The organism is Acinetobacter sp. V89_7 (assembly GCF_029967895.1).
Taxonomy (GTDB): domain Bacteria; phylum Pseudomonadota; class Gammaproteobacteria; order Pseudomonadales; family Moraxellaceae; genus Acinetobacter; species Acinetobacter soli.
Map to the genome: position 1 here is coordinate 241,317 of NZ_JASCAJ010000031.1, position 22,426 is coordinate 263,742.

The 22,426-nt window shown below is 41.0% G+C and carries 23 protein-coding genes; all 23 read left to right on the plus strand.

What is annotated here, in order from left to right; all coding sequences use genetic code 11:
• The first annotated feature begins 585 nt into the window (after window positions 1–585).
• The 23 genes from QLG00_RS12475 to QLG00_RS12585 all read left to right on the plus strand — a co-directional run bounded on the left by QLG00_RS12475 (window position 586) and on the right by QLG00_RS12585 (window position 22,398).
• A complete protein-coding gene (locus QLG00_RS12475) occupies window positions 586–1,077 on the plus strand; it encodes a phage terminase small subunit P27 family (protein WP_048764976.1) in 492 nt (163 codons plus the stop codon).
• A gap of 8 nt (window positions 1,078–1,085) precedes the next feature.
• A complete protein-coding gene (locus QLG00_RS12480) occupies window positions 1,086–2,810 on the plus strand; it encodes a terminase TerL endonuclease subunit (protein ID WP_048764977.1) in 1,725 nt (574 codons plus the stop codon).
• On the plus strand, window positions 2,810–4,036 hold the full coding sequence (locus tag QLG00_RS12485) for a phage portal protein (RefSeq protein ID WP_151839917.1): 1,227 nt from the start codon (window positions 2,810–2,812) through the stop codon (window positions 4,034–4,036). Before QLG00_RS12480 ends, QLG00_RS12485 begins: the two co-directional genes overlap by 1 nt.
• Entirely contained in the window at window positions 4,017–4,685 is a 669-nt protein-coding gene (locus QLG00_RS12490) for an HK97 family phage prohead protease (protein WP_208478068.1), read from the plus strand. The genes QLG00_RS12485 and QLG00_RS12490 overlap by 20 nt, the downstream gene beginning before the upstream one ends.
• A 2-nt stretch (window positions 4,686–4,687) precedes the next feature.
• Entirely contained in the window at window positions 4,688–5,890 is a 1,203-nt protein-coding gene (locus QLG00_RS12495) for a phage major capsid protein (protein WP_282471116.1), read from the plus strand.
• A 55-nt stretch (window positions 5,891–5,945) separates the two neighbouring features.
• Window positions 5,946–6,296: a hypothetical protein gene (locus QLG00_RS12500; protein ID WP_282471117.1), complete on the plus strand. Its 351-nt coding sequence runs from the start codon at window positions 5,946–5,948 to the stop codon at window positions 6,294–6,296.
• Window positions 6,250–6,567 (plus strand): head-tail connector protein, encoded by a 318-nt coding sequence (locus QLG00_RS12505; RefSeq protein ID WP_119689691.1) that lies wholly within the window; start codon window positions 6,250–6,252, stop codon window positions 6,565–6,567. Before QLG00_RS12500 ends, QLG00_RS12505 begins: the two co-directional genes overlap by 47 nt.
• 3 nt (window positions 6,568–6,570) lie before the next feature.
• The gene (locus QLG00_RS12510) at window positions 6,571–6,924 is read left to right on the plus strand and encodes a phage head closure protein (RefSeq protein ID WP_053469743.1); all 354 of its coding nucleotides are present in this window, start codon (window positions 6,571–6,573) and stop codon (window positions 6,922–6,924) included.
• Complete coding sequence (locus QLG00_RS12515; RefSeq protein ID WP_282471118.1) at window positions 6,912–7,421, plus strand: HK97-gp10 family putative phage morphogenesis protein; 510 nt, start codon at window positions 6,912–6,914, stop codon at window positions 7,419–7,421. The genes QLG00_RS12510 and QLG00_RS12515 overlap by 13 nt, the downstream gene beginning before the upstream one ends.
• On the plus strand, window positions 7,421–7,783 hold the full coding sequence (locus QLG00_RS12520) for a DUF3168 domain-containing protein (RefSeq protein WP_282471119.1): 363 nt from the start codon (window positions 7,421–7,423) through the stop codon (window positions 7,781–7,783). The genes QLG00_RS12515 and QLG00_RS12520 overlap by 1 nt, the downstream gene beginning before the upstream one ends.
• A gap of 64 nt (window positions 7,784–7,847) precedes the next feature.
• Entirely contained in the window at window positions 7,848–8,321 is a 474-nt protein-coding gene (locus QLG00_RS12525) for a phage tail tube protein (RefSeq protein WP_025094325.1), read from the plus strand.
• Between the two features lie 8 nt (window positions 8,322–8,329).
• Window positions 8,330–8,857, plus strand: a complete 528-nt coding sequence (locus QLG00_RS12530) for a phage tail assembly chaperone family protein, TAC (protein ID WP_282471120.1) — start codon at window positions 8,330–8,332, stop codon at window positions 8,855–8,857.
• A gap of 14 nt (window positions 8,858–8,871) precedes the next feature.
• The gene (locus QLG00_RS12535) at window positions 8,872–9,078 is read left to right on the plus strand and encodes a hypothetical protein (protein ID WP_282471121.1); all 207 of its coding nucleotides are present in this window, start codon (window positions 8,872–8,874) and stop codon (window positions 9,076–9,078) included.
• A 299-nt stretch (window positions 9,079–9,377) separates the two neighbouring features.
• Complete coding sequence (locus QLG00_RS12540; RefSeq protein WP_282471122.1) at window positions 9,378–9,959, plus strand: hypothetical protein; 582 nt, start codon at window positions 9,378–9,380, stop codon at window positions 9,957–9,959.
• 64 nt (window positions 9,960–10,023) lie between these two features.
• Entirely contained in the window at window positions 10,024–13,839 is a 3,816-nt protein-coding gene (locus QLG00_RS12545; RefSeq protein WP_282471123.1) for a transglycosylase SLT domain-containing protein, read from the plus strand.
• A gap of 10 nt (window positions 13,840–13,849) precedes the next feature.
• Window positions 13,850–14,479: a DUF2460 domain-containing protein gene (locus tag QLG00_RS12550; RefSeq protein WP_282471124.1), complete on the plus strand. Its 630-nt coding sequence runs from the start codon at window positions 13,850–13,852 to the stop codon at window positions 14,477–14,479.
• Window positions 14,476–15,333 (plus strand): DUF2163 domain-containing protein, encoded by an 858-nt coding sequence (locus QLG00_RS12555; protein ID WP_282471125.1) that lies wholly within the window; start codon window positions 14,476–14,478, stop codon window positions 15,331–15,333. Before QLG00_RS12550 ends, QLG00_RS12555 begins: the two co-directional genes overlap by 4 nt.
• Window positions 15,334–15,392: 59 nt before the next feature.
• On the plus strand, window positions 15,393–17,417 hold the full coding sequence (locus QLG00_RS12560; RefSeq protein WP_282471126.1) for a CotH kinase family protein: 2,025 nt from the start codon (window positions 15,393–15,395) through the stop codon (window positions 17,415–17,417).
• A gap of 18 nt (window positions 17,418–17,435) precedes the next feature.
• A complete protein-coding gene (locus tag QLG00_RS12565; protein WP_282471127.1) occupies window positions 17,436–18,788 on the plus strand; it encodes a BspA family leucine-rich repeat surface protein in 1,353 nt (450 codons plus the stop codon).
• On the plus strand, window positions 18,788–18,988 hold the full coding sequence (locus tag QLG00_RS12570; protein ID WP_282471128.1) for a hypothetical protein: 201 nt from the start codon (window positions 18,788–18,790) through the stop codon (window positions 18,986–18,988). The genes QLG00_RS12565 and QLG00_RS12570 overlap by 1 nt, the downstream gene beginning before the upstream one ends.
• A 46-nt stretch (window positions 18,989–19,034) precedes the next feature.
• On the plus strand, window positions 19,035–19,454 hold the full coding sequence (locus QLG00_RS12575) for an NlpC/P60 family protein (protein ID WP_151820841.1): 420 nt from the start codon (window positions 19,035–19,037) through the stop codon (window positions 19,452–19,454).
• 2 nt (window positions 19,455–19,456) lie between these two features.
• Window positions 19,457–21,946 (plus strand): phage tail protein, encoded by a 2,490-nt coding sequence (locus tag QLG00_RS12580; RefSeq protein WP_282471129.1) that lies wholly within the window; start codon window positions 19,457–19,459, stop codon window positions 21,944–21,946.
• Between the two features lie 80 nt (window positions 21,947–22,026).
• On the plus strand, window positions 22,027–22,398 hold the full coding sequence (locus QLG00_RS12585) for a hypothetical protein (protein ID WP_282471147.1): 372 nt from the start codon (window positions 22,027–22,029) through the stop codon (window positions 22,396–22,398).
• Window positions 22,399–22,426: the final 28 nt, after the last annotated feature.

Here is a 22,426-nt window from a genome sequence, read left to right on the forward strand (position 1 = left end):
TTTTAAATTAATAGTTAAACTTGAGATTAAAGCATTAAGATCAATTTCAAAACGAATCAGACTGCAAAGACGCTGTAAAGATTGTGGAAGCATACTTCTTAGAAAATATATTGTTCGATGCAAAGATTGTGCTACTGGAAGGGTTAGCGAACGAGTAAAAAATTATCGAGAAATTTATAGGCTAAGTGATTCGTTCAAAGCAGCAAGGCGACGAGGTAAGTCAAAACGGCGGGCAAAAATAAGAGGAGCAAGCTACTTTGAAAGTTTTGATCCTTTTGAAATTTTTACTCGCGACGACTGGCATTGCAAAATATGTGGATGTGTAACCCCACAACATGAGCGTGGCAGCTATCAAGATAGCGCGCCAGAATTGGATCATATCATTCCAATATCTAAAGGTGGATGTCACACACGTGACAATACTCAATGTTTGTGCCGAAAATGTAATAGGGATAAGTCAGATCGATTAGATTGAGCTGAAATACCCCAGTGGGGGGTAAAAAAGTTCAGGCCTTTTGCCTAAATGACCGACCCCCAAGTCAAATTTTTACGCACGCGAAATTAAAAATTTAGTGGATTGACATTATGGGTGGAATAGCATCTGTTCCAGGACGCGGACGTAAGCCTAAGCCGCAGGAAACAAAACGCGCTAATGGCAATCCTGGTAAACGTCCCCTCAATAACCATGTTCCAGAGTTTTCAGAGGTGACAAATATTGATGTCCCCGATTACATGGAAAGCTTGGAATATGCACCGATGATCTGGAAATCAATTGTTCCAGAACTTCTAAAAAATAAGATTCTCAGAATCACTGATATGCACAATGTAGAAGGATTCTGTCTTGCATATGAAAACTGGCGTAAAGCTCAGAAAGAAGTAGCTTTGCACGGCATCGTTGTTGCCGGATCTCAAGGTGGACCGGTAAAGAATCCAGCTCTAACTGCGATGAATGAAGCGGTTCGGCAAATGGCGACGTTAGGTTCATTGCTTGGACTTGATCCTTCTTCTCGAGCACGTTTAACAGGCGGTGGCCAAAAGAAAAAAGGCAATTCATTTGCAGGAGTTTTAGATATGTGAGGATTTAAATGGCTAACAGCTACCCAAATGTTGACGCTGCCAACAAATGGGCGCGATCTGTTATCTCAGGAAAAGTCCCAGCATGTAAATGGGTTAAATTGGCGTGCGAAAGGCACATTAATGATTTAAAAAACTCAAAAAAACGAGATTATCCATACAAATTTGAGCCCAAATTAGCTGAAAAAAAGATACTTTTTGTTGAATTATTGCCACACACAAAAGGTGAATGGGCACTAAAACGACTCAAAATTAAGTTGGAAGATTGGCAGAAATTCGGGCTTGCTGTCACGTTTGGTTGGGTGCGTAAAAAAGATGGTTATCGTCGCTTTCGTGAAAGCTATTGGGAAGTGCCACGGAAAAACGGTAAGTCAGCAATTGCAGCTGGCGTTGCACTTAATATGTTTGCCAATGATGGAGAGTTCGGCTCAGAAGTTTATTCAGGTGCCACTACAGAAAAACAAGCATGGGAAGTCTTTAAGCCTGCGCGTTTGATGGTGAACAGATCACCAGATTTAATTGAAGCAGCTGGAATATTGGTAAATGCAGGTAGCTTAGAAATACCAACCGATGGCTCTTTGTTTGAACCGCTTATCGGTGATCCACCAGATGGCCAATCACCACATTGTGCGATCGTAGACGAATACCATGAACATCCTGATGCGAGACTGTATGACACGATGCAAACGGGAATGGGTGCGCGCCGTCAACCTCTGATTTTTACGATTACGACTGCAGGCTTCAACATTGAGGGCCCATGCTATGACTTGCGCATCCGTGTTCAGGAAATGCTTTTAGGCACGGTACCTGATGATGAGCTTTTTGGATGGATATGGACCATTGATGAGGGTGATGATTGGACTGATCCCAAAGTTTTAGTAAAAGCGAACCCAAATTATGATGTCTCGGTTTATGAGGACTATCTAATTTCACAGCAGCGTCGAGCAATTCAAAACGCTGCAAAGCAAAATGCATTTAAAACTAAGCATTTAAACGTTTGGGTTTCTGCAAAATCTGCATTTTTCAACATGGAACAGTGGAATAAATGCAAAGACACAAGTTTGAAAATTGAAGATTTCATAAATGATGCATGTTTGATCTGTGTCGACTTATCTTCAAAGATCGATATCGCAGCACGTATCAACCTGTTTTACAGGATCATCGACGGAAAAATTCATTATTACTCAATTGCACCGAGGTTCTATTTACCTTACGACACTGTCTATAACGGAGATGAAAAGCAGGTAATTGAGCGTTATCAGAAATGGCTTAACCAAGATCTTTTAACGGTTTGTGATGGATATGAAAACGATTTGAACGAAATTGCTGAGGATATTACTTCAGATGCTGAAAGTCTCAAGGTTCAAGAGGTTCCATACGATGAATGGGGTGGATTTCAAATATCTAAACAGATTGATGAAGCTGGTTATACCTCCATCAAGATCCCAAAAAATACCAAGACTTTTTCACCAGCGATGAAGGAAATGGAAGCGGCAATTGCTGCAGGACGATTTCACCATGATGGGCATCCAATACTGTCTTGGATGTTCGGCAATGTGATTTCAAAAACTGGAAAAAACGATACTGAGTTTCCAGATAAAGAAAAGTCCTTCAAAAAGATTGATGGTGCAGTGGCCTGCATGATGGGGGTTAGTCGAGTTTTGGCATTAACCAGTACGATTAAAGAAGAATCCTTATCTGATCATTTGGAGAAACACGGGGTTAGAAGATTGTAATGAATCTAAAATCAAAAATTGGGGAGTTACTTGGTTTCAAGTCAACTCCCCAAATCATTTCTAGCCCAGACGAATTGGCAAGAATTTTTGGAGCTGAATTTGTCACCGGCACCGGGCAACCAGTAACGCCGATCCGTGCAATGCAACTTGCTATTGTATTTTCATGTGTGCGGGTTTTATCTGAATCGATGGGCATGCTGCCTTGTCGATTGTATAAACAGACGGGCAATACGAAAGAAGCAGCAATAAATCATAAGCTTTATGACTTGTTAACTCTGGCTCCAAATGACTACATGACGCCTCAAGAGTTCTGGGAGCTTTTAATGGTCTGTCTTTGTTTACGTGGAAATTTCTATGCTTACAAAGTATATGCACTTGGTCAGGTTGTCGAGTTACTACCGCTTGATCCAGCATCCGTTACGCCAAAACTCAATGACAATTGGGAAGTTGAGTATCAGGTCAATTTCAAAAATGGTGGTTTAAAGACACTCTCGCAGAATGAAATTTGGCATGTACGTCTGTTCACCTTAGATGGATTGAATGGCTTGAATCCTATCGCATTTGCGCGAAAGAGTATCTCGCTCGGCCTGGACACTGAAGAGCATGGCTCGAAATTGTTCAAAAATGGGGCCGTCACTTCTGGTGTTCTTGAAACCGATGAAAGTCTTTCGGATGTTGCTTTCAATCGTTTAAAGGATGAATTCACCGAAAACTACACGGGATTGGCCAACACATATAAACCAATGATTTTAGAGCAGGGCCTGAAATGGAAACCGACTGCTTTGAATTTAGAAGACTCTCAATTTTTAGAAACTCGTGAATATCAAAAGGCTGAAATCTGCGGCTTATTTCGTGTACCACCGCATCTTGTTGCTGCCATGGACAAAATGACTCTGAACAATATCGAGCATATGGGTATGTCATTTGTGAACTATTCGCTTGTGCCTTATATGACTCGTATTGAATCGAGAATCCGAGTAGGTCTTTTAAATGAAGAAGATCGAAAAACGCACTATGCCAAGTTTAACGCTGGGGCTTTACTCCGTGGCGATTTGAAAACTCGCTATGAGGCATATGGGAAAGGCATTCAATGGGGCTTCTTGAGCCCTAATGACTGCCGTGAGCTTGAGGACCTTAATCCACGTGAGGGTGGAGACATTTATTTGACTCCAATGAATATGACAACAAAACCTGAGGAGAATGATGATGCAGATAAAGCGTCTTAATGTGCCTTTTGAAATCAAATCTGTATCTGACACAGGCGAGTTTGAAGGATATGCATCTGTATTTGGAGTAGAAGACAGTTATGGTGATGTGGTAATGCCTGGTGCGTTCAAGCGCACATTAGAGGAGTGGTCTAAAAAGGGACGTTTACCCGTGATGCTCTGGCAACACAAATCTGATGAACCTCTAGGTCCCTACACCGAGATGAAAGAAGACGAAAAAGGCCTCTTTGTAAGAGGCCGTTTTCTTATTGAAGATGACCCTTTGGCCCGCCGTGCTCATGCACATCTAAAAGCAAAATCCATTGGTGGAATGTCAATTGGTTTCATCCTGCGTGATTACGAATATGACAAACAACTGGGTGTTTACAAATTAACAGACATTGATTTGTGGGAAGTATCGATTGTGACATTTCCCGCAAATGATGAGGCGCGAGTTTCAGAAGTGAAATCAGCGTTAGATCGAGGGGAAATCCCTTCTGAAATTGAAGTTGAACGGGCCTTAAGAGAGGCTGGTTTTTCTCTCCCTCAAGCCAAAGCCTTTATGGCGAAAGGCTACGGTGCAATTAGTTCTCAGAGAAATACTGAGCAGACTAATGACGCGCTTCAATCCTTTAAAGACTTAAAATCCATTTTTATAGAAGGTGCATGACAATGCCTATTGAAAAGAAAGACATCGAAGAAGTTGCAGCAGACCTCAAGGGGACTTTTGAAGACTTCAAAAAGAAAAATGACAAAGAGCTTGAAGGCATTAAGGCCGAAAAAAGTAAATTGTCTGGTGCCGTAGACAAACTCAACGAAAAATTGGGTGAACTTGATAAGCTCAAAACTGAGCTTGAAAAGGAGCTTAAGCAAGCCAAACGACCAGGTGCAACCAGTGGCAAAGATGTCGATGAACACAAAGCTGCCTACTCTCAGTTTATTCGCAAGGGTGTAGACGAAGGGTTAGCCGAGTTACAACAAAAGGCTGTTCAGGTGGGTGTTGATGCCGATGGTGGTTTTGCGGCTCCTGAAGAACTCGACAAAAATATCATTCAGCTCTTACATGACGAAAGCCCAATGCGTGAAGAGTGTGGATCCATCATCATCAGTGCTTCTGGTTATAAAAAGTTGGTCAATTTAGGTGGAGCCAGCTCGGGTTGGGTTGGTGAAACAGAAGACCGACCTGAAACCAATTCACCAAAGCTTGCAGAAATTATTGCAACCATGGGTGAGATTTACTCCAAGCCAAAATCAACACAGACGGCTTTGGATGATGTGTTCTTCAATGTTGAAAACTGGCTTGCAGAAGAAGTTGCTCGAGAATTTTCAGAACAAGAAGGCAATGCGTTCTTGCTCGGTAATGGTGTGAAAAAGCCAAAGGGCATCTTGGCACACAACTTAGCCACTACTGATGATAAAACACGCCAATTCGGAACACTTCAGCAATTTTTGTCTGGACAGGCTGGTAATTTTGATGCAGATGACATTCTTGATTTGATTTATGGATTGAAAAAAGGCTACCGCCGTGGTGCCAAATTCATGATGAATGGTTTAACGGTAGCCAAAGTTCGTAAATTCAAAGATTCTGAAGGTAACTACTTGTGGCAACCTGGTCTTCAAGAAGATGAACCATCACGCTTATTGGGTTATGGAATCGCTGAAAATGAAGACATGCCAGATGTCGCTGCAGATGCAAATGCAGTTATGTTCGGAAATTTCAAGCGTGGTTATGCAGTTGTAGACCGTATGGGTGTTCGTACTTTACGCGATCCGTATTCTGCGAAGCCTTACATCGAGTTTTACACAACTAAGCGTGTGGGTGGCTTGCTAACTGATAGCAATGCAATCAAGGTGCTAACGCTTAAAGCCGCTTAACCAATACAAAAGCCCTGATAATCTCGGGGCTTTTTTAATGGAAGGATTGATTCTCATGCCACCAATTATTTACGTGAATGAAACATTCAAAATTGCGATAGAAAACGGCAACAAAGTGATAGAAATTGAACCGGGCGAGCACGATGTCGATGATCGTATTGCCGTGGTTGCTGTTGATATCTTAGGCGTAGCAACGCACAAAGAAATTAATTCTGAAAACATTGACCCTCCAACCAATTCGCAACAGCCTGAGCCTGAGCCTGAGCCTGAGCCTGAGCCTGAGCCTGAGCCTGAGCCTGAGCCTGAGCCTGAGCCTGAGCCTGAGCCAAAAACTGTATCTAAGCGTAAGGTGAAAGCTAATGCCAATACTGACACTCAGCCAAGTCAAAGCCCGATTGAAAATTGATGCAGATGATGAGGACGATGATCTTCAATTATTGATCGATGCTGCATTATCAACTTTTGAAGAAGTGACAAATCGAAAATTATTTGAACTTGGTGCTTCAATACCGGATGAAGTAATTAACGGTATTCATGCATCGCCTTCGATTGTTCAAGGCGCACTCACACTAATCGGCTACTGGCATGAAAATCCAGAAGCCACTGGAAACATGGAGAAGTTGCCAAAATCTACATTGTGGGCATGGAATCGGCATCGATTTTTAAATGTGGGGTGATGCATGGAGTTCGGAAAGTTAAAACATCGCATCACTGTTCAGAAGTATGTTGAAACGCAGGATGATAGTAATCCTGAATATCTTATAAGAGGTTGGATTGATCACTGTACCTTATGGTCAGACGTTCAGGATCTATCAACACGGGACAGCATACAAGCACAATCCATTGGCTCATCACTTCAAGCACGTGCAGTAGTTCGTTTTAGTAGTGTTTCGGCAACGATTACGAGTGATATGCGCGTTGTATTTGCTGGAGTTTATTACCAAATTAATGGCCAGCCAAAGCGTGATTTGTTCAATCGCAAGACGTATATCACTATTGAACTCAGTGAGGGTTTAAAAGAATGGAATCAATAGCACATTTGAGTGGGATTGATGATGTTGCTGAAAAGCTTGAACGTCTGGCCAGTCCCAAGATAGCAAAAAGACTGGCATCCAAAGCAGCAAGAAAGGCAATGAATATTGTCAAAAAGGCTGCTGTCAGCAATTCCAGATTGATTGATGATCCAGAAACTTCTGAACAGATTTCTAAAAATATTATGGTTCGCGCAGGTCGAGTCAGAAATTCAAATGAAATTGTGATGAAGGTCGGTGTCCGTGGCGGTGCAAGACATTATGTTTCTTCAAAAGAAAATGTCAGAGCGGGCAGAGCTGGAAAAAGTTACAAGACACTCGGAAGTAAAGATAATCCTGGTGGCGATACTTGGTATTGGTGGTTCGTAGAACTCGGTACTGATCATTCAAGAGCGATTCCTTTTTTACGCCCAGCGATGAATAACAATATTGATTCCGTCACTGATACATTCACGAGTGTTTTCAAAGCAGGCATTGAAGAGGAGTTAAATAAAGTCTGATGATTCCAATTCGAACAATTCTGAACAGCGCTTCGAGTGTAACTGCACTATTAAAAGCAAGTGATGGAGTTTTGCGGGTATACAGAGATCAAGCAAGTGAGGGGATTAAATTGCCTTATGTGGTCTGGACCATTGTTTCAGGTTATGCAATTGATAATGTAGATGTGCCTGCAGTTGATGACAGCATTGAAGTTCAGATAGATGTGTATGCCCAATCAGAGCAGGAAAGAGATACTGTTTTTAAAGCTGTACGGAACGTACTCAAGCATCATTCTATTATCGAAAACTTTCCGAATATCGGTTCAATCATACCAGGTGTGTACAGAGGTACTTTTACTTGTAGCTGGTTGATTGAAGCTTAAAAAAAATCCAATTAATGGCGCCTTGTGCGCCTTTTTTATTGCCAAAAAAATGAGGAGCAAGCTCATGGCGCGTATTAAAGTTCAAAAAACTCAGCTGTATTATTTTGATGGTACCAATATTGTTCCTGTTATTTGTGCGAAGACAATCGATCTTGGTCAAGACAGTGAAGAAGATATTGAAGTGACTTGCCTTGATCAAGAAGAAGGCGACACTGAAGCAGGTATGGTTACACCGGGTGAAGGTTCATTGGCTGTAGATTTTGATGATGAAAATTCTTCACATCTTAAAATTCTTGAACTCTCAAAAACGGTACCGAAAAAAACAGTTCATTGGTACCTTGGTTCATCTCACAGTGCAGCCCCGCCTACAGTAACAGGAGGAACAGTTACATTACCGACAACACGTACTTGGTGGGAATTTGACGGCTATCTCAAACGTGCAGCTCCAACATTTGAAAAGGGCCAGCATGTGGGTTATTCATTCCCACTAAAACGCCGTTCTTCGGTGCAAGAAACCATTCGTACGATTACTCCTTAAGGTGAAATATGAAAAATATTAAGGATCTTAAGCGCGTAACTAAAATTGGTGCTGCCATTCGCCGTGAGTTGGTCTGGCAGCAGGCCGCAAATGAAGACAATTTAGATTTTCTTCGTGAAACTTCAGGCGATCCTGATGTTCAAATCGGTGATGTAGTTGATATCAAGGCTGAGGTTTACATCAAAAAACTCAGCTTTAAGGCAGCACGAGACGCTTCAAAATCATTTAATTGGAAAATTAATGTGAAAGATATTGAGGCATCCGAGATCAAATCAGTTGATGCGGATCGACTGCAAGCCTCACATTTATGCGGAACCATCTGTGTAGATAGTGCCGGGACGCCGTTTTTTGATAATCTCGAAGCTGTTTATGACTCTGAGCCAAGTTTTATTAATGCTCTGTATAAATTGGCTGATGAGATTAACAACTTTATGGGAAAGTCTCAGAAGAAGAGCTCGAGCGATATGAACTCCTCTTCGAGCTCGTTACCTGTGGAATCGGCGGAAGAACACTTGAAGAAGCCGAACGAAACCTAAGTCATAAAGAGCTTATGCTGTGGAGAGCATATCGGGAAAAGCGAGGCTCTCTTTTTATTGGTCGAAGGATAGAACAGGCTATTGGTGGATTGATGGCCTTATATCACAACGGAAAAGTTAAGCCTGAGGATCGTGTCGACTCGGTGATGTTTATGCCCCACGAGGACAAGCCAAAAGAAATTGAATTGTCTTTAGATGAGGCAATGGAAAAAGGACTTTAATTTACAATTATGTAAAATGTACGAATTCCATTTTTAATGGGTTCGTACCTTATAAGGCGATAATGGGTGTTGTCGTTGAAAAATTCCCACATGTCCATGATTGGATCTTTGAATTCTGGCTTTGCAAAGTCTTTGATTATTTCACTCATTCATATTGTATTCTAAATTGATCAAGAATAATTTTATTAAAAAAACTTAGTCTGTTGTAATTAATTCAAGTTGTTCAAGATAATTTTTAAACTAGATTTAGGTTTTTAATTCGTCTACCCTCAGCATATGTACTTATTAGGGGGTATTTTGTGAAAAGAATAATTTTACTGATTGTTATTTTAGGATTAGTTGCATGTGGTAAATCTCAAGAGGAAATAGCAAAAGAACAACAAGCTGCAATACAAGCCCAAAAAGCAAAAGAACAACAAGCCCTGCTTGCAAAGCAGCAGGCTGAAATGAAAAGAATTGAGGATTTAGTTAAATATAATCTTAGAGATGGTGAATCTGCCCGATTTAGAAATGTTATTCAAAACTGTGGCGAGGTTAATGCAAAGAATGCAATGGGGGCATATGTTGGTTTCAGCAGGTTCATAGTAAGGCCGGATACTAATGCAGTTATTTATGAATCACCTGATAATCAATATTTCGATATTTTAGCTAAAGAATATTGTCATAATGATTATTTAGCTAAATATCCAGTGCAGAATTATTCAGTAGCAGCAGATGCAGCAACAGCGGCAGCACAAGATGCAGCATTAGTAGCTAAAGCAGCAGCACAAGATGCAGCACAAGACGCAGCATTAGCAGCTAAAGCAGCAGCACAAGACGCACTATCTGCTGCACCAATAAGTGATTTGGAACAAGAAAAAGTGTCCAAAGACCAAAATTGACTATAAGTTTTAAATTGACTCACCTTTTGGTGGGTTTTTTTATGCCTAAAAATTGGAGAAGACCATGGCAACAGCATCATTAGGCCGCTTGACACTTGATCTTGTTGCCAAAGTAGCGGGATACACAGAGCCATTGAGCCGTGCAGAGCGTGAAACCAAAAAGTCTACTAAAGCGATTACTGATTCTTTTGACTTAGCAAGTCTAGCAGTAAAAGGTTTTGGCGTAGTGCTTGGTGGTTTGTCCGTAGGAAGTGTCATTGCTTACAGTGAAAAAGTCATTACCGCTGGAAATGATATTCAACGCTTTGCGAAATTAGCCAATGCTTCTGTAGGTCAGTTTCAATACTATGCGAAAGGTGCAGAAACAGCTGGAATTTCACTTGAGTCTTTTGCAGACAAGATGAAAGACATGCAAGATCGAATCGGTGATTTTCAGCAAACTGGTGGAGGGCCTCTAGCAGATTTCTTTACGAATATTGCTCCCCTTGTAGGTGTAAGTATTCAGCAGTTTCAGAAGTTATCTGGACCTGAAGCACTACAGCTTTTTTATAACTCATTAGAAAAAGCCGGTGCAAGCACGAATGATATGAAGTTTTACATGGAATCGGTAATTTCAGATTCTTCTTTGTTAATCCCATTACTTGAGAAAAATGGTCAGGGCTTTAAATACTGGGGTGATGCAGCAGAAAAAGCTGGTGCAATTATGTCTAACGACATGGTGAACAGCCTTACAGAAGCTAAAAAGAATCTTCAATTGATGGATCTGCAATGGCAAGGACTGCAGGCAACTCTTATTAATGGTGCAATACCTGTCGTCGAAACCATTGTTGAAAATTGGGATAAAGTTGAGGCTGGTGCTATAGCATTAAGTGCAGTTCTTGGAACTAGATTAGCATTGTCATTTGGTATCGCAGGAACACAAGCTGCATTAAGTCTGATCCAATATGGTCGCTACCAGGTCGCTTTAGCAAGAATGGCTGGGGAAACTATTACGTTAGCCACTGCAACACGTGGGCTAGCTGGAGCCATGCTTGGATTAATGGGTGGGCCTTTAGGCTTAATCGCACTTGGCATTCAAGTCACTATTGCAGGTGGTACGTACTATGCAATGACGCGTAAAACAAATGAAGCCACTATTGCATTTGATGAGCAAGGAGTATCCTTAGATAGTCTTATTGGTAAATACAAATCACTTAATACGTTACAGCGAGATAATGAAACTAAAGCCTTGTCTGATCAATTTGATGATTTGCGCACAAAATTTGTGGTTGCTTCCTCTGATTTATCTGCATTTATGGAAGCTTTGCCGATTTCAGATGAAAAAATAGCTACCTATACAAGATTGGCTCAAGAATTTCGCTCAGGAAAACTTTCAAGTGATGCATTTTATTTGTCTGTGAAAAATGTCAATGGGATGACAGATGATCAACTGCAAAAAGTTCGTTCTTTGATAAACGTATATGGAGAAAGTAAAACTAAGTATGACCAAGTGAAAGTTGCTCAAGATGCTTTAAAGAAATCCGCAGATCAGGTGAATAATTCACAGAAAGCTCAGATCTCATTAGTCAATGAGTCAGCAAAAGCTTGGCAAAGCCTTACTCAAACTCAACGTGAATATATCACCCAACTAAAACAGGATGGATTACGCGATTCTTACATCAAAGAATTGGTTAACCGTGGAGTAGGTGTTGATAAAGCAAATGTTCTAGCTGATGCTCAAAGTAAAGCAAATGGTGCGAATGCATTCAAACAGGCTTTGCCTCAGGCTGTCGTTGATGCTGCTATCAAAAACTTTAATTCTAAAAATTACTCCTTTAGTGCTAATGACAATAAGAAATTGATGGGTGCAGTAGCATTGGTTGCCAAAGATAAACTGGAAGAAGTTGCAAAAACTCGTGGTTTGCCAGCAGGTTTAATCACTGGTTTGATCGCTACTGAATCAGGTGGCGATATTAATGCAAAAAGTCCTACTGGCGCGAAGGGTTTTCTTCAGACGACTCAAGGTTTTAGAAACCAATATGGTCTAACCATTGCTGACAACTTTAAAGATACAGCTAAAGTAACAGCAGCTGCATCAGATGATTTAGCAAAAAACTTCAAGAAATATGGAAATTGGCTTGATGCAATCATGGCTTACAATGGAGGAACTGGTGGTGTTGATGCACTTAAGGAAGGGAGAATTTCTGAAAAAGTAACTGCGAGAGGTGGATATCAAAAAATTAATGGTGTTGGATATCTTTCCCCAGCAAAAGCGAAAGAAATGCAGGATCATGCACAACGTGTAATGAAATATATGGCAGGTGCTAATAGCAAGACTACTATAGATACATCGTTGATGATGCCAACCCAAGCTGATCAATTGTCCCAAGAGATTGCTCTTATACAATCTCAGAAGGATATGGATGAAAAGCGAAAAAAAATTGATGCCCAGTATTACAAAGAGTCTGAAAAACTTGCTGAGGAGCATAAGGATCGAGTTGAAGCGATTAATAATGCATATGCCGGAACAAAGGAACTTAAAGTTCGTTTAGCTCAAGAGTCAGCACTTTATCTTGATCAAACTACGAAACTTAAAGTTCAACGTGAAGAAGATTATGCAAATCTAACAGTATTTGAAACTGATCGTATCAAGCAGCTTGAAGATTATTATTCACGTCAAATCGAATTGGCTAAAACCAATACTGAATTGAATGATAAAGAGCGTGCAAAAGAAATTTCAGCTTTACAACGTAAGCGAGATTTTGAAATCAGTGAAGTTCGCCGTGAGCAGCAAGAACAAGTTCAATCTGCGTTTGAAGCATATATGAATGAAACTGAAATTGTTCTCAAGCGTTATAAACGTGAAAGAGATGCAATTAAAGAAAATCATGAGTTGGCCAAAGAATACAGAGACGAGCTACTTCGAGCTAAGGATATGGATATTGCGAGTGTATTAACAAAAAATACGCAATCGATAGACGATATCCGCTGGCAGAATCTTGAGGCTATAGTCGAAAGAAATAACCCAAATTCTGCTGCACGAATGGGTTTAGAAAATAGTCGTCTTGGTGCCCAAGAAAATCTTGATTCTAAATACCGTGAACAGCGTACGGGGATCTTTGAAACTGTAGATGATGAGACAGCAAGAAATGAAAAACTTCTCGCTGTGCATGAGCAATATCTACAGGCTAAAGCACTGCTTGATCAGAACTACGCACAAGCGGAACTTCAGTTGAGACAAAATCAGGCATTTACAGCAGTTCAAACTACCACGGATATGATGGCATCCATCTTTGGGGAACAATCTACAGCTTATAAAGCAATGTTTGAAATGCAGAGAGCGTATGCAGTTGCGCAAGTTTTAATGAATGCGCCTACAACGTTCTCTAACGTTTATACCTCTGTTTCACAAATTCCATTAGTTGGTTGGCTTATGGCGCCACTTCTTGCTGGTGCAGCTGTTGGTTTGCAATTAGCGCAAGCTGCAAAAGTTGGAAGTGTCAGTGTCGCAGGATTTGCAACTGGTGGACACATTACCGGACCAGGCACAGGCACATCAGATGACATCCCGATCTGGGCATCAAATGGTGAGTTCATGTTAAAAGCAGCTGCTGTTCAAAAGATCGGTTTAGATAATTTGAACTACATGAATCAGACAGGAAAGCTTCCAAATATGTATGCAGACGGTGGATTGATTGCGCCTGAGAAGTACCTTTCTACGAAAGATATTCCAGAAGCAAAAAGTTCATCTGGTCGAAGCACATCAAATGGATCTACTGGTGATACCTATCATCTAACTGCCAGCTTTATTGATACTAAAGATGCAGATCGTTGGCTTAAGAAACGAGGTAAGGCCTTGGCAAACGGACTAAAAGAGTACAATCGAAACTTCGGCAAATAAGGGGAAAAATATGTCAGATGTTTTATTTCCTGAAATTTGCATCGGCTATGATTTCGTTCGCAAACCAGTGTTTAGCACAAATATCATGACTTCTATTTCGGGTCGTGAGCTGCGTGCTAGACACTATGCAGTACCGCGTTACGAGTTCAGTTTGCAGATACCTATTTTGCGGGAGAGTAAAAAAGAACTTCAGAAAATTGAAAATTTCTTTTTAGATCGGTTTGGTTCATTCGATAGTTTTTTGTTTAAGGCACCGCTGGATAACGAATTTGAATCCGAGTTTGTAGGCGATGGTGTAACAACAATCTTTCAGCTTTACAAGCAAACCGGTGAACAAAGAATTCCGATTGCACACGTTGAAGCATTTGGCAAAGTGTCGATGTGGAATGCAAACGACCAAATGCTGATGTGGAGTACCGATGTTCAAATGCTGATGTGGTCAAATGACTACTATCAAGTCAATAGTGACGGTACTGTCATTTTCAATACACCACCTGCGTTGGGGCAAGTTGTAAAAATTACGGGTACATTTTACTACCGTTGCAGATTTGCAGAAGACAGCCAAGAATTTACCTTGTTTTCATACAAACTGTGGCGCGGTCAAGTCAATCTAATCGGTTCATTTGGGAATAAGATATGAGACAAGTATCAGACAAAATGGCTGCATTGCTTGAATCTAATCAGTTTGTTATTGCAGAGCTTTATACAATCACCACGGTACAAAATAGCGAGTATCGCTATACAAATTATGATTATTCATTAATCGTTGATGGAAAAGCATATTTGTTTGACGGGCCGATCATTGAGCGAGACAGCTTAAGCTATAAAATTGGCATCGAGCTCGATAGCTTAAGCGTAACAGTGAGTATCAATGATGATGTGATGCTTGGCTCTTTACCGTTTCTTCAAGCGGTTCACAACGGTCAGTTGGATGGTGCAAGATTCAAACTCGAAAGGATATTTATGGATCCTAAACATCCCTTTGATACCAGTGCTGGCACAATCAAATTGTTTGACGGCTTGATTGTTGAACCAGACTTCACGCGCAATCAGTTACAGTTTTCAGTTAAGTCTGATCTTGATGTTTTGAGCGTACAAATGCCGCGAGACCTGTATCAACCTTCTTGCAAAAACACGTTGTTTGATATGCGCTGTGGGTTAATTAGTGAAGAACATGCTGTTTTAGCAAGTGTTGATCAAGATTCTTCACTTAGTCGTATTGTCTGCAATATTGCCAAACCTCAAGGCTATTTTACGCAAGGCGTTGTGGAGTTCACTGCTGGCTTAAATGTAGGCATTAAGCGTACGATTCGACTGCATGAAAATGGATCGTTACTTTTGACATTGCCGTTGACACAAATGCCCGAAGTAGGTGAATCCATCAAGGTTTATCCTGGTTGTGATAAGACCATGGATACCTGCAGTATCCGTTTTAATAATCTTGAACGGTTTCGTGGAGAGCCCTTTGTACCTGTACCAGAAACCGCTGTCTAATTATATTTATGAATTCAAGCCTCGCATTCGCGGGGTTTTTTGTTCTTGAGGGTAACCCAATGACTGTACCGAGCGATTACGATTTTATCGGGAACACCATCACCGAATCACAGTTTAAAAATGCATTAACCGTTTTGCTCAATCATATTCGTCAAATGTCACTTGATTTAGTCGAGGCGCAAGGTGGCAACTATAGCTATGCAACCATGGCCTTATTTGATGCAGATAAAATAAATGTACCGGCAAATTCTACTATACGTATCGCACAGGGGGACGATGCTGGGCTTTATGTTTGGGATGGCTTGAACATCACACCAGCGAAGGAAAGCAATTTTTTTGAAAGTTCAAACTCTGAAAATCTCTATGAGTGGAAAGATAACGCTGGAAATGTCGTACTTGCACTTAATAAAAAAGGCCAGCTTGTCTCATATGATGAAGATACAAAACGCTCGATACTGCTCACAAATCAAGAAGATATCAAAGAACTCCAAAAGTTTGTTGATGAACTGAATCTGAACAATATCAGCGTACTGTTAAAGCTGCTTGCGACAAGTGATTCAAGTGATTTATATACGTTTGACGATAGCGACGGAAATATCGTCCTACGTTTAACAAAAAACGGCATGCTGCGCTCTGGCCAGATCGATGGGCTTCACAATGCTGTTGATGCACTTGAGTATTTGAAAAAGCTAACAAAGCAGTCAGATGACACAAAACTGATTCGATTTGAAGATGCTGAAAAGAATCTTTTGGGCTACGTCGACAAATATGGCAATTGGGTCTTTAACGGTGTCGATGTTTTAAATGAAATCAATGAGCTGAAGAAGTTTAAGAACAAAGCGCAAGCGGTAACAGCACTCAAGCAAATCGCAGTAAAAGCACCTGAGTCGGTTATTCAGATCTATCTGACAGATGTGCCTGCGCTGCCTGAGGCAAAAGGCACTGTGATTTCATGTAAGGGCGAGTTTCATTTTGACGGCCAGTCTTTCAGTTGCTTTGTAAAAATGGAAGTGCAAGGTTCATCAAGCGCTGCTTATGCAAAGAAAAACTGGAACATCGCATTCTATTCAGACCAAGCTTTAACAAAAGCGCTGAACGTCAAAATCGGTGATCTACTGCCGCACGACGAGTTAGTTTTTAAATCAAACTGGATTGATCACACTAATATTCGCAATGCAATGTGCTATCGATTGTGGGAACAATTTACAGCATCAAGAACAGGTTATCCGCGTTTAGAGACTGAAAAAGTCTATATCGGAAAAACGGGTAAAGATGCACTCCAAAATGGTGCCAACGGAGTGCCACGTCTTTACTCAGCCCTGCTGTATATCAATGATGAGTTCTACGGCATTGGTTCGTTCGGAACTGCAAAGAAGCGTGCCAACTACAACATTGCCAAAAATAAGCCGAAAGAGATATTAATTGGCATGGACGGATGGAATGACATCACAAATCTTGAAGTCAACAATCCAACGCTTTATGAACTAAAAGCACCAAGCAGCCCAACAGCAGATACATGGGCCGCAATTTCAAATTGGAACGCATTTACACAGCTCAGCGATGCGAACTTTACAGCACAAGCGAATGTCTATCTCGACAAGCAAAACGCGATTGATTTTATGCTGTTTGCTGAGTTTGTTCGATATGCGGATGGTGCTGGTGGCAACAGTGCAAAAAACTTTCAATTCATGAGTTACGACGGCAAGCGCTTTATGTTTATGCCTTATGACCTTGATACCGTTTTTGGTTTGGACTGGACAGGTGGTGCTGTGTATGACAACACCAGTGGTACACAGACAATTGGAACGGGATCTGGTTCGTTCTGGCGCAAAGTCAAAGTCGCGTATAACACAGATGTTGAAGCAAGATACAAACAATTGCGTGATCTGAAAATCATTTCAGTTGAGAACATCTATAACTTATCGACTGATCTTTTTTTGAAGTATTCAAGAGATGTTTACGATCTTGAACTTGCACGTTGGCCGGTTCGTCCTTCTTTAAATATCACCAGCTTAGAACAAATTCTGACATGGACGAAAAAGCGTATCGCATTTTTAGACACATATTTTAATTACACAGCTTAAGCGCAGGAGCAATCAATCATGTCATGCACAGTGTTTAAATCGACAAATACAGTCGATCAATCGATCAACGTTTTTCCACCAAAAGGCTATATTAGCAACGTCCGCATCGTACGAAATTATGATGTCGAGAATGGCGATATCTTTAAGTTTCGTAACGACTTTGCTAAAGAGTTTAAAGTTGTTGGCGGGACACTTACTTGTACATCCCTAGGGATCACAAACCCGACCACAGAGGGGGTCTTCAATTCAGCCAGTGAAATTGTTCTCAAAATAGATGAAGGTCGCGACTACGCTTATTTATCATGGAAAGACAAAGATCGAATCCTAGGGTTTGACCCACCTGATGCGTCAAATTTCTTTGGAGCTTATCCTGATTATTCTCTAGGTATTCATGCCGATGGCGTAACATCGATTAATGGTATTTGCATAAGAATGGGGAGCTACAATCAGAGGGTAAATTCATGGGATGTGAGTGAAGTTACTGATGCTGCTTATGCTTTTGCGGGAGCTGGTAATTTTGATCGCAGGGTGGATTGGGATGCCCCGAAATTATTAGATATTAATCATTTTTTGATGAATGCTGCGAAATTCAATAAGGATATCAATATCAGGGGGGCTAAATTAAAAAATGTGTCGTTCATGCTTGAGGGGGCTGTATCCTTCAACTCTGAATTAAATATTGACACATCAGAATGTGATAATTTTTCTGGGATGTTTTTCGGAGCAGCGAAGTTCAACAAACAGCTAATCGGAATTGATTTTAGTAAAGCGTTGTTTATCAACAATATATTTGGCTACGCTAAGTCTTTCAACCAACCTGTGGACTTCGGAAATACGCCCAATTTAGTAGAAGCATACTATTTGTTTTCTGACAATAATTTCAATGCGCCCGTTAAATTTAACGCCCCTAGCCTAAGAGATGTTTCTGGATGGTTCTCTAATAACCCTAAATTCAACAACACAATCACTGGGAGCTTTAGATCAGTAGTATCAATGGCATACTTTTTCTGGAATGCTTCATCTTTTAATAAACCTATCAATGACTGGGATATTAGAAACGTCATGAGTTTTACAGGTTTTTTACAGGGCGCGACATCGTTCAATCAGGATTTGTCGCCATGGGCTGCAAAATTCAACGTTAATTCTAATATGGCAGATGTGTCATCGGCACCAAATTGGTCAACCGAAAACTACGATAAATATTTAAATGCGCTTTGGCTCGATGTCGGAACAACACGGCAAAACGAATGGGCAAACGGCACAAGTCCGAAAACTGTATATGCACAGGTAAAACGATCGACAACCAGTCAAGCAGCAGTGAGCGGATTGATCGGTGCGGGTTGGACAATTGTGGATGGAGGATTAGTTTAATGAGCGTTAAAAAATATACAAAAGCAGATGGTCAGTACTTCAAAGTCACAAACAAAAGTTCGGGTGCGACTTTGATGTACGGTGAACTGAATGAATCAAATGAATTGAATACAGTTCACAACGTCGAGTTCATCTCAGAAGAGCAGTATGAAGCTGAGCGCCCGAAGCCTGAAGCTTTGTCTGAAACGAAGATGATGTAAAAGGCCGCATTAAGCGGTTTTTTATTGCCAAAATTTAGGTGAGTCTATGCAGAAAAACGATCTTGCAGTTCAAGAAGCCCTGACTTGGCTCGGAACACCTTATCATCATCAAGGCCGTGTCAAAGGGGTTGGTACGGACTGTGGCATGATCATTCTTGAAGTTTTTCATAAACTTGGTTTGATGCCTTATGTTGATCCACGTCCTTACCCACCTGATTGGCACCTTCATCAAATGGAGCAACGATATCTCTATTGGGTAGAGCAATTCTTCTACAAAGTTGATGAGCCACAACCAGGCGATATCGTGCTCTATCATTTTGGAAAATGTATCAGTCATGCGGGCATTATCACTGAGTGGCCCATGATGGTGCATGCTTATTTAAAGCAAGGTGTCATTCTCTCGGATGGCACAAAAGGAAGTTTAGCCCGGCGAATCGTCGGGTTTTATCGTATTAAGGGGCTGTAAAAATGAGTGGATTATTTAAAAGTCCGACAATCAGCACTTCAGACACACGTATCAATTCGATGCGTGTGCAAACCTCGGCTTATGGCGTACCACAATACTTGGTATATGGGAAAAACCGTATCTCGGCCAATATGTTCTGGTATGCGGATTTCAAAGCAAATGCCCATACAACAACAACGAAATCAGGTGGTAAAGGCGGCAAAGTTAAAACCCAGAATACGACTTATACATATTCAGCTTCTTTGATGCTTGGTTTGTGTGCCAACAAAGTCAGAAAGATCGGTTTAATCTGGAAAGATAAAGAGCAGATTATCGATAAAATTGAAAGCGGTATAACTTTCTCACCAATTGATCAACTTGGTTTTGAATTTTTTGACGGTGACAATAATCCTAAATGGGGATACTTACAGACCTATCATCCTGATCAGGCACTGAACTATCCTTTTACCGCTTTTGTTGCTGCTTCAAATTATGATCTGGGTGATAGCGCAAGCCTTGCCAATCATAGTTTTGAAATTATTTCAGATATCACATTATCAGAAACAGTGCATGATGCGAATCCTGCGGATGTCATTCATGATTTGATTACAAATCCACATTATGGCGCAGCACCAGACATTAAAATTAATAATCTTGAAGAGTTTAGAACCTACTGTGCAGCTGCAAATCTTTTGATTAGTCCGGCAATCACAGAGCAGCGTCCCGCCCATGAGATTATCAATGAAATTGTGGAAGCGGTAAATTGTGCAATCGTTCCAAGTATTGATGGCCTTAAAATCAAAACCTATGGTGATGCAGCAATCACAGGCAATGGCGTAACATTTGTACCGGATCTAACACCCGTCGCGCATTTAACTGATGATGATTTTATGGATAACAATGAACCGTTACGGGTGCAGCGAAGTCGTGACACAGATGCTTTCAATCATGTTCAGCTCGAGTATGTAAATCGTCACAATCAATACAATACAGAAACGGTTGAAGCCAAGGATCAAGCGAATATCGAAATGTTCGGCTTGCGTAGTGAAGAAAGCGTCAAGTTTGATTTCTTTTGTGTTCCTAAAATAGCGCGTCATGCTGCTCAGTTGCGGTTACAACGATTGTTGTATGTTCGCAATACGTATCAATTTCGGCTTGGCTGGAATCATTGTCGCCTAGAGCCGATGGATATAGTGACTCTAACCGATTATTCGTTAGGACTTAATCAATTTCCTGTTCGTATTACAGCAATAGAAGAAGATGCAGACGGTTATCTGGATGTATCTGCAGAAGAGTTGGCCGTAGGGACACGCTCGGCAATCGAATATGATCTACAGTCTTCCGATGGCTATCAAGGTGGTAGTGAAGAACCAGGCGATGTGTTTGCACCAGTTGTTTTTGAGCCACCACTTGATTTAACCAATGGTGATAATCAGATTTGGATAGCCGTTGCAGGCGGTTCTGATTGGGGCGGTTGTAATGTATGGGCCAGTTTTGATAATACGACATACGAAAGCATTGGAACGATATATGGATCAGCGAGATACGGCAATTTAGTAAATTCGATCAATGCCAGTGCAACAGCTCTGCAAGTACAGTTGAATACATCTAATAATCAGATGTTCTCTGGTACTGTCATTGATGCTCAGGCCGATGCAACACTTTTCAAAGTTGGTGATGAATATGCCAACTATGTTGATGCAACATTGCTTGGCCCTGGTTTGTATGAGTTATCTAATGTAATCCGTGGACGCTTTCAGGATCCGATAGTGCATGCTGCAGGTGAAAACTTTGTACGACTCGATAAAGCAATTTTTCGGTATACATTAAATCAAAATCTGATTGGTAAACCGATCTACTTAAAATTTACCAGCTTTAATGGACTACAAGCCAAAGAGCAGGGACTTGATGAAGTAGCAGCGTATACATATACGTTGAACGGTGGGCAGCCTGCCAGCGTACTTGGCTTATCACTGCAATCGCCATTTATTGGCACATCATTTAAAATTCAATGGCAGCAAGTACAAGGTGCGTCAAAATATATCGTTCAAGTCTGGTCAAATGGTGTAAAGCTTCGTGAAGTTGAAACCATGAATGTAGATTATTCATATTTAATTGAAGAGGCCACCATTGATGGTATTCAACGTGCTTATACGATCCGAGTAGCTTCTTATGCTAACGATAAGATGAGCAGCTTCACTGAATTAAACATAAGTAATCCGGTACCTGAACAACTGATTAATGTCCATGCTTCTGCAGGTGCTGATTCAATCACAGTGAATTGGGATCCTTCAGACGCACCAGATCTGAAAGATTACGCAATCTGGCTGAGTAAGACAGCAGGCTTCAATCCAGATACTACGCAGCCGGTTTGGTCTGGATCTGAAACAGCAACGACGATTACAGGACTTGATACAACGACCAACTACTATATTCGTGTGGCTGCACGTGATAAATGGAAACAGGCGACTTGGAACTATTCAAATCAGATTAACGTTACAACAAGCGATTAGCAGTACTTAAACAACGAAGCCGCCAATTCTGGCGGTTTTTTATTGCCTTGAAAAAGGAGATAAACATGGGAACAAATTATATGAATGATCCGATTTCACTTAAAAGCCTACCATGGCTTTTAAAAATTCTTGCTGCAATTGTTGGGGCTATCTTTGCATTAACCCTTTCCGGCGATATTGATACGCAAGGAAGAATCAAAATCACACCTGGTGTGATTATGAAGTTTGCTTTTAGCGTTTCAATCAGTCTGTACGGTGGTTCCGCATTCATTGAATATTACGACCTGAGTATGTACTCACACATGGCCCAAGGCTTTGTCATGCTGATCTTTGCGGTATTTGGCATGCTATGCATCGGCATTGTTTACCAAGCCGTACAATTAATGAAAGGCAAGTCACTCGCTGAAATTGTTCTTGAGGTCAGGGAAACGTTCAGGTCGATCTTTAAGTAGATATTAAATAGGTTATCTACTGCGGGGT

Coding starts and splice junctions, on each gene's coding strand:
- QLG00_RS12475 (WP_048764976.1), top strand. CDS start 586: ATGGGTGGAATAGCATCTGTTCCAGGACGCGGACGTAAGCCTAAGCCG.
- QLG00_RS12480 (WP_048764977.1), top strand. CDS start 1,086: ATGGCTAACAGCTACCCAAATGTTGACGCTGCCAACAAATGGGCGCGA.
- QLG00_RS12485 (WP_151839917.1), top strand. CDS start 2,810: ATGAATCTAAAATCAAAAATTGGGGAGTTACTTGGTTTCAAGTCAACT.
- QLG00_RS12490 (WP_208478068.1), top strand. CDS start 4,017: ATGCAGATAAAGCGTCTTAATGTGCCTTTTGAAATCAAATCTGTATCT.
- QLG00_RS12495 (WP_282471116.1), top strand. CDS start 4,688: ATGCCTATTGAAAAGAAAGACATCGAAGAAGTTGCAGCAGACCTCAAG.
- QLG00_RS12500 (WP_282471117.1), top strand. CDS start 5,946: ATGCCACCAATTATTTACGTGAATGAAACATTCAAAATTGCGATAGAA.
- QLG00_RS12505 (WP_119689691.1), top strand. CDS start 6,250: ATGCCAATACTGACACTCAGCCAAGTCAAAGCCCGATTGAAAATTGAT.
- QLG00_RS12510 (WP_053469743.1), top strand. CDS start 6,571: ATGGAGTTCGGAAAGTTAAAACATCGCATCACTGTTCAGAAGTATGTT.
- QLG00_RS12515 (WP_282471118.1), top strand. CDS start 6,912: ATGGAATCAATAGCACATTTGAGTGGGATTGATGATGTTGCTGAAAAG.
- QLG00_RS12520 (WP_282471119.1), top strand. CDS start 7,421: ATGATTCCAATTCGAACAATTCTGAACAGCGCTTCGAGTGTAACTGCA.
- QLG00_RS12525 (WP_025094325.1), top strand. CDS start 7,848: ATGGCGCGTATTAAAGTTCAAAAAACTCAGCTGTATTATTTTGATGGT.
- QLG00_RS12530 (WP_282471120.1), top strand. CDS start 8,330: ATGAAAAATATTAAGGATCTTAAGCGCGTAACTAAAATTGGTGCTGCC.
- QLG00_RS12535 (WP_282471121.1), top strand. CDS start 8,872: ATGCTGTGGAGAGCATATCGGGAAAAGCGAGGCTCTCTTTTTATTGGT.
- QLG00_RS12545 (WP_282471123.1), top strand. CDS start 10,024: ATGGCAACAGCATCATTAGGCCGCTTGACACTTGATCTTGTTGCCAAA.
- QLG00_RS12550 (WP_282471124.1), top strand. CDS start 13,850: ATGTCAGATGTTTTATTTCCTGAAATTTGCATCGGCTATGATTTCGTT.
- QLG00_RS12555 (WP_282471125.1), top strand. CDS start 14,476: ATGAGACAAGTATCAGACAAAATGGCTGCATTGCTTGAATCTAATCAG.
- QLG00_RS12560 (WP_282471126.1), top strand. CDS start 15,393: ATGACTGTACCGAGCGATTACGATTTTATCGGGAACACCATCACCGAA.
- QLG00_RS12565 (WP_282471127.1), top strand. CDS start 17,436: ATGTCATGCACAGTGTTTAAATCGACAAATACAGTCGATCAATCGATC.
- QLG00_RS12570 (WP_282471128.1), top strand. CDS start 18,788: ATGAGCGTTAAAAAATATACAAAAGCAGATGGTCAGTACTTCAAAGTC.
- QLG00_RS12575 (WP_151820841.1), top strand. CDS start 19,035: ATGCAGAAAAACGATCTTGCAGTTCAAGAAGCCCTGACTTGGCTCGGA.
- QLG00_RS12580 (WP_282471129.1), top strand. CDS start 19,457: ATGAGTGGATTATTTAAAAGTCCGACAATCAGCACTTCAGACACACGT.
- QLG00_RS12585 (WP_282471147.1), top strand. CDS start 22,027: ATGAATGATCCGATTTCACTTAAAAGCCTACCATGGCTTTTAAAAATT.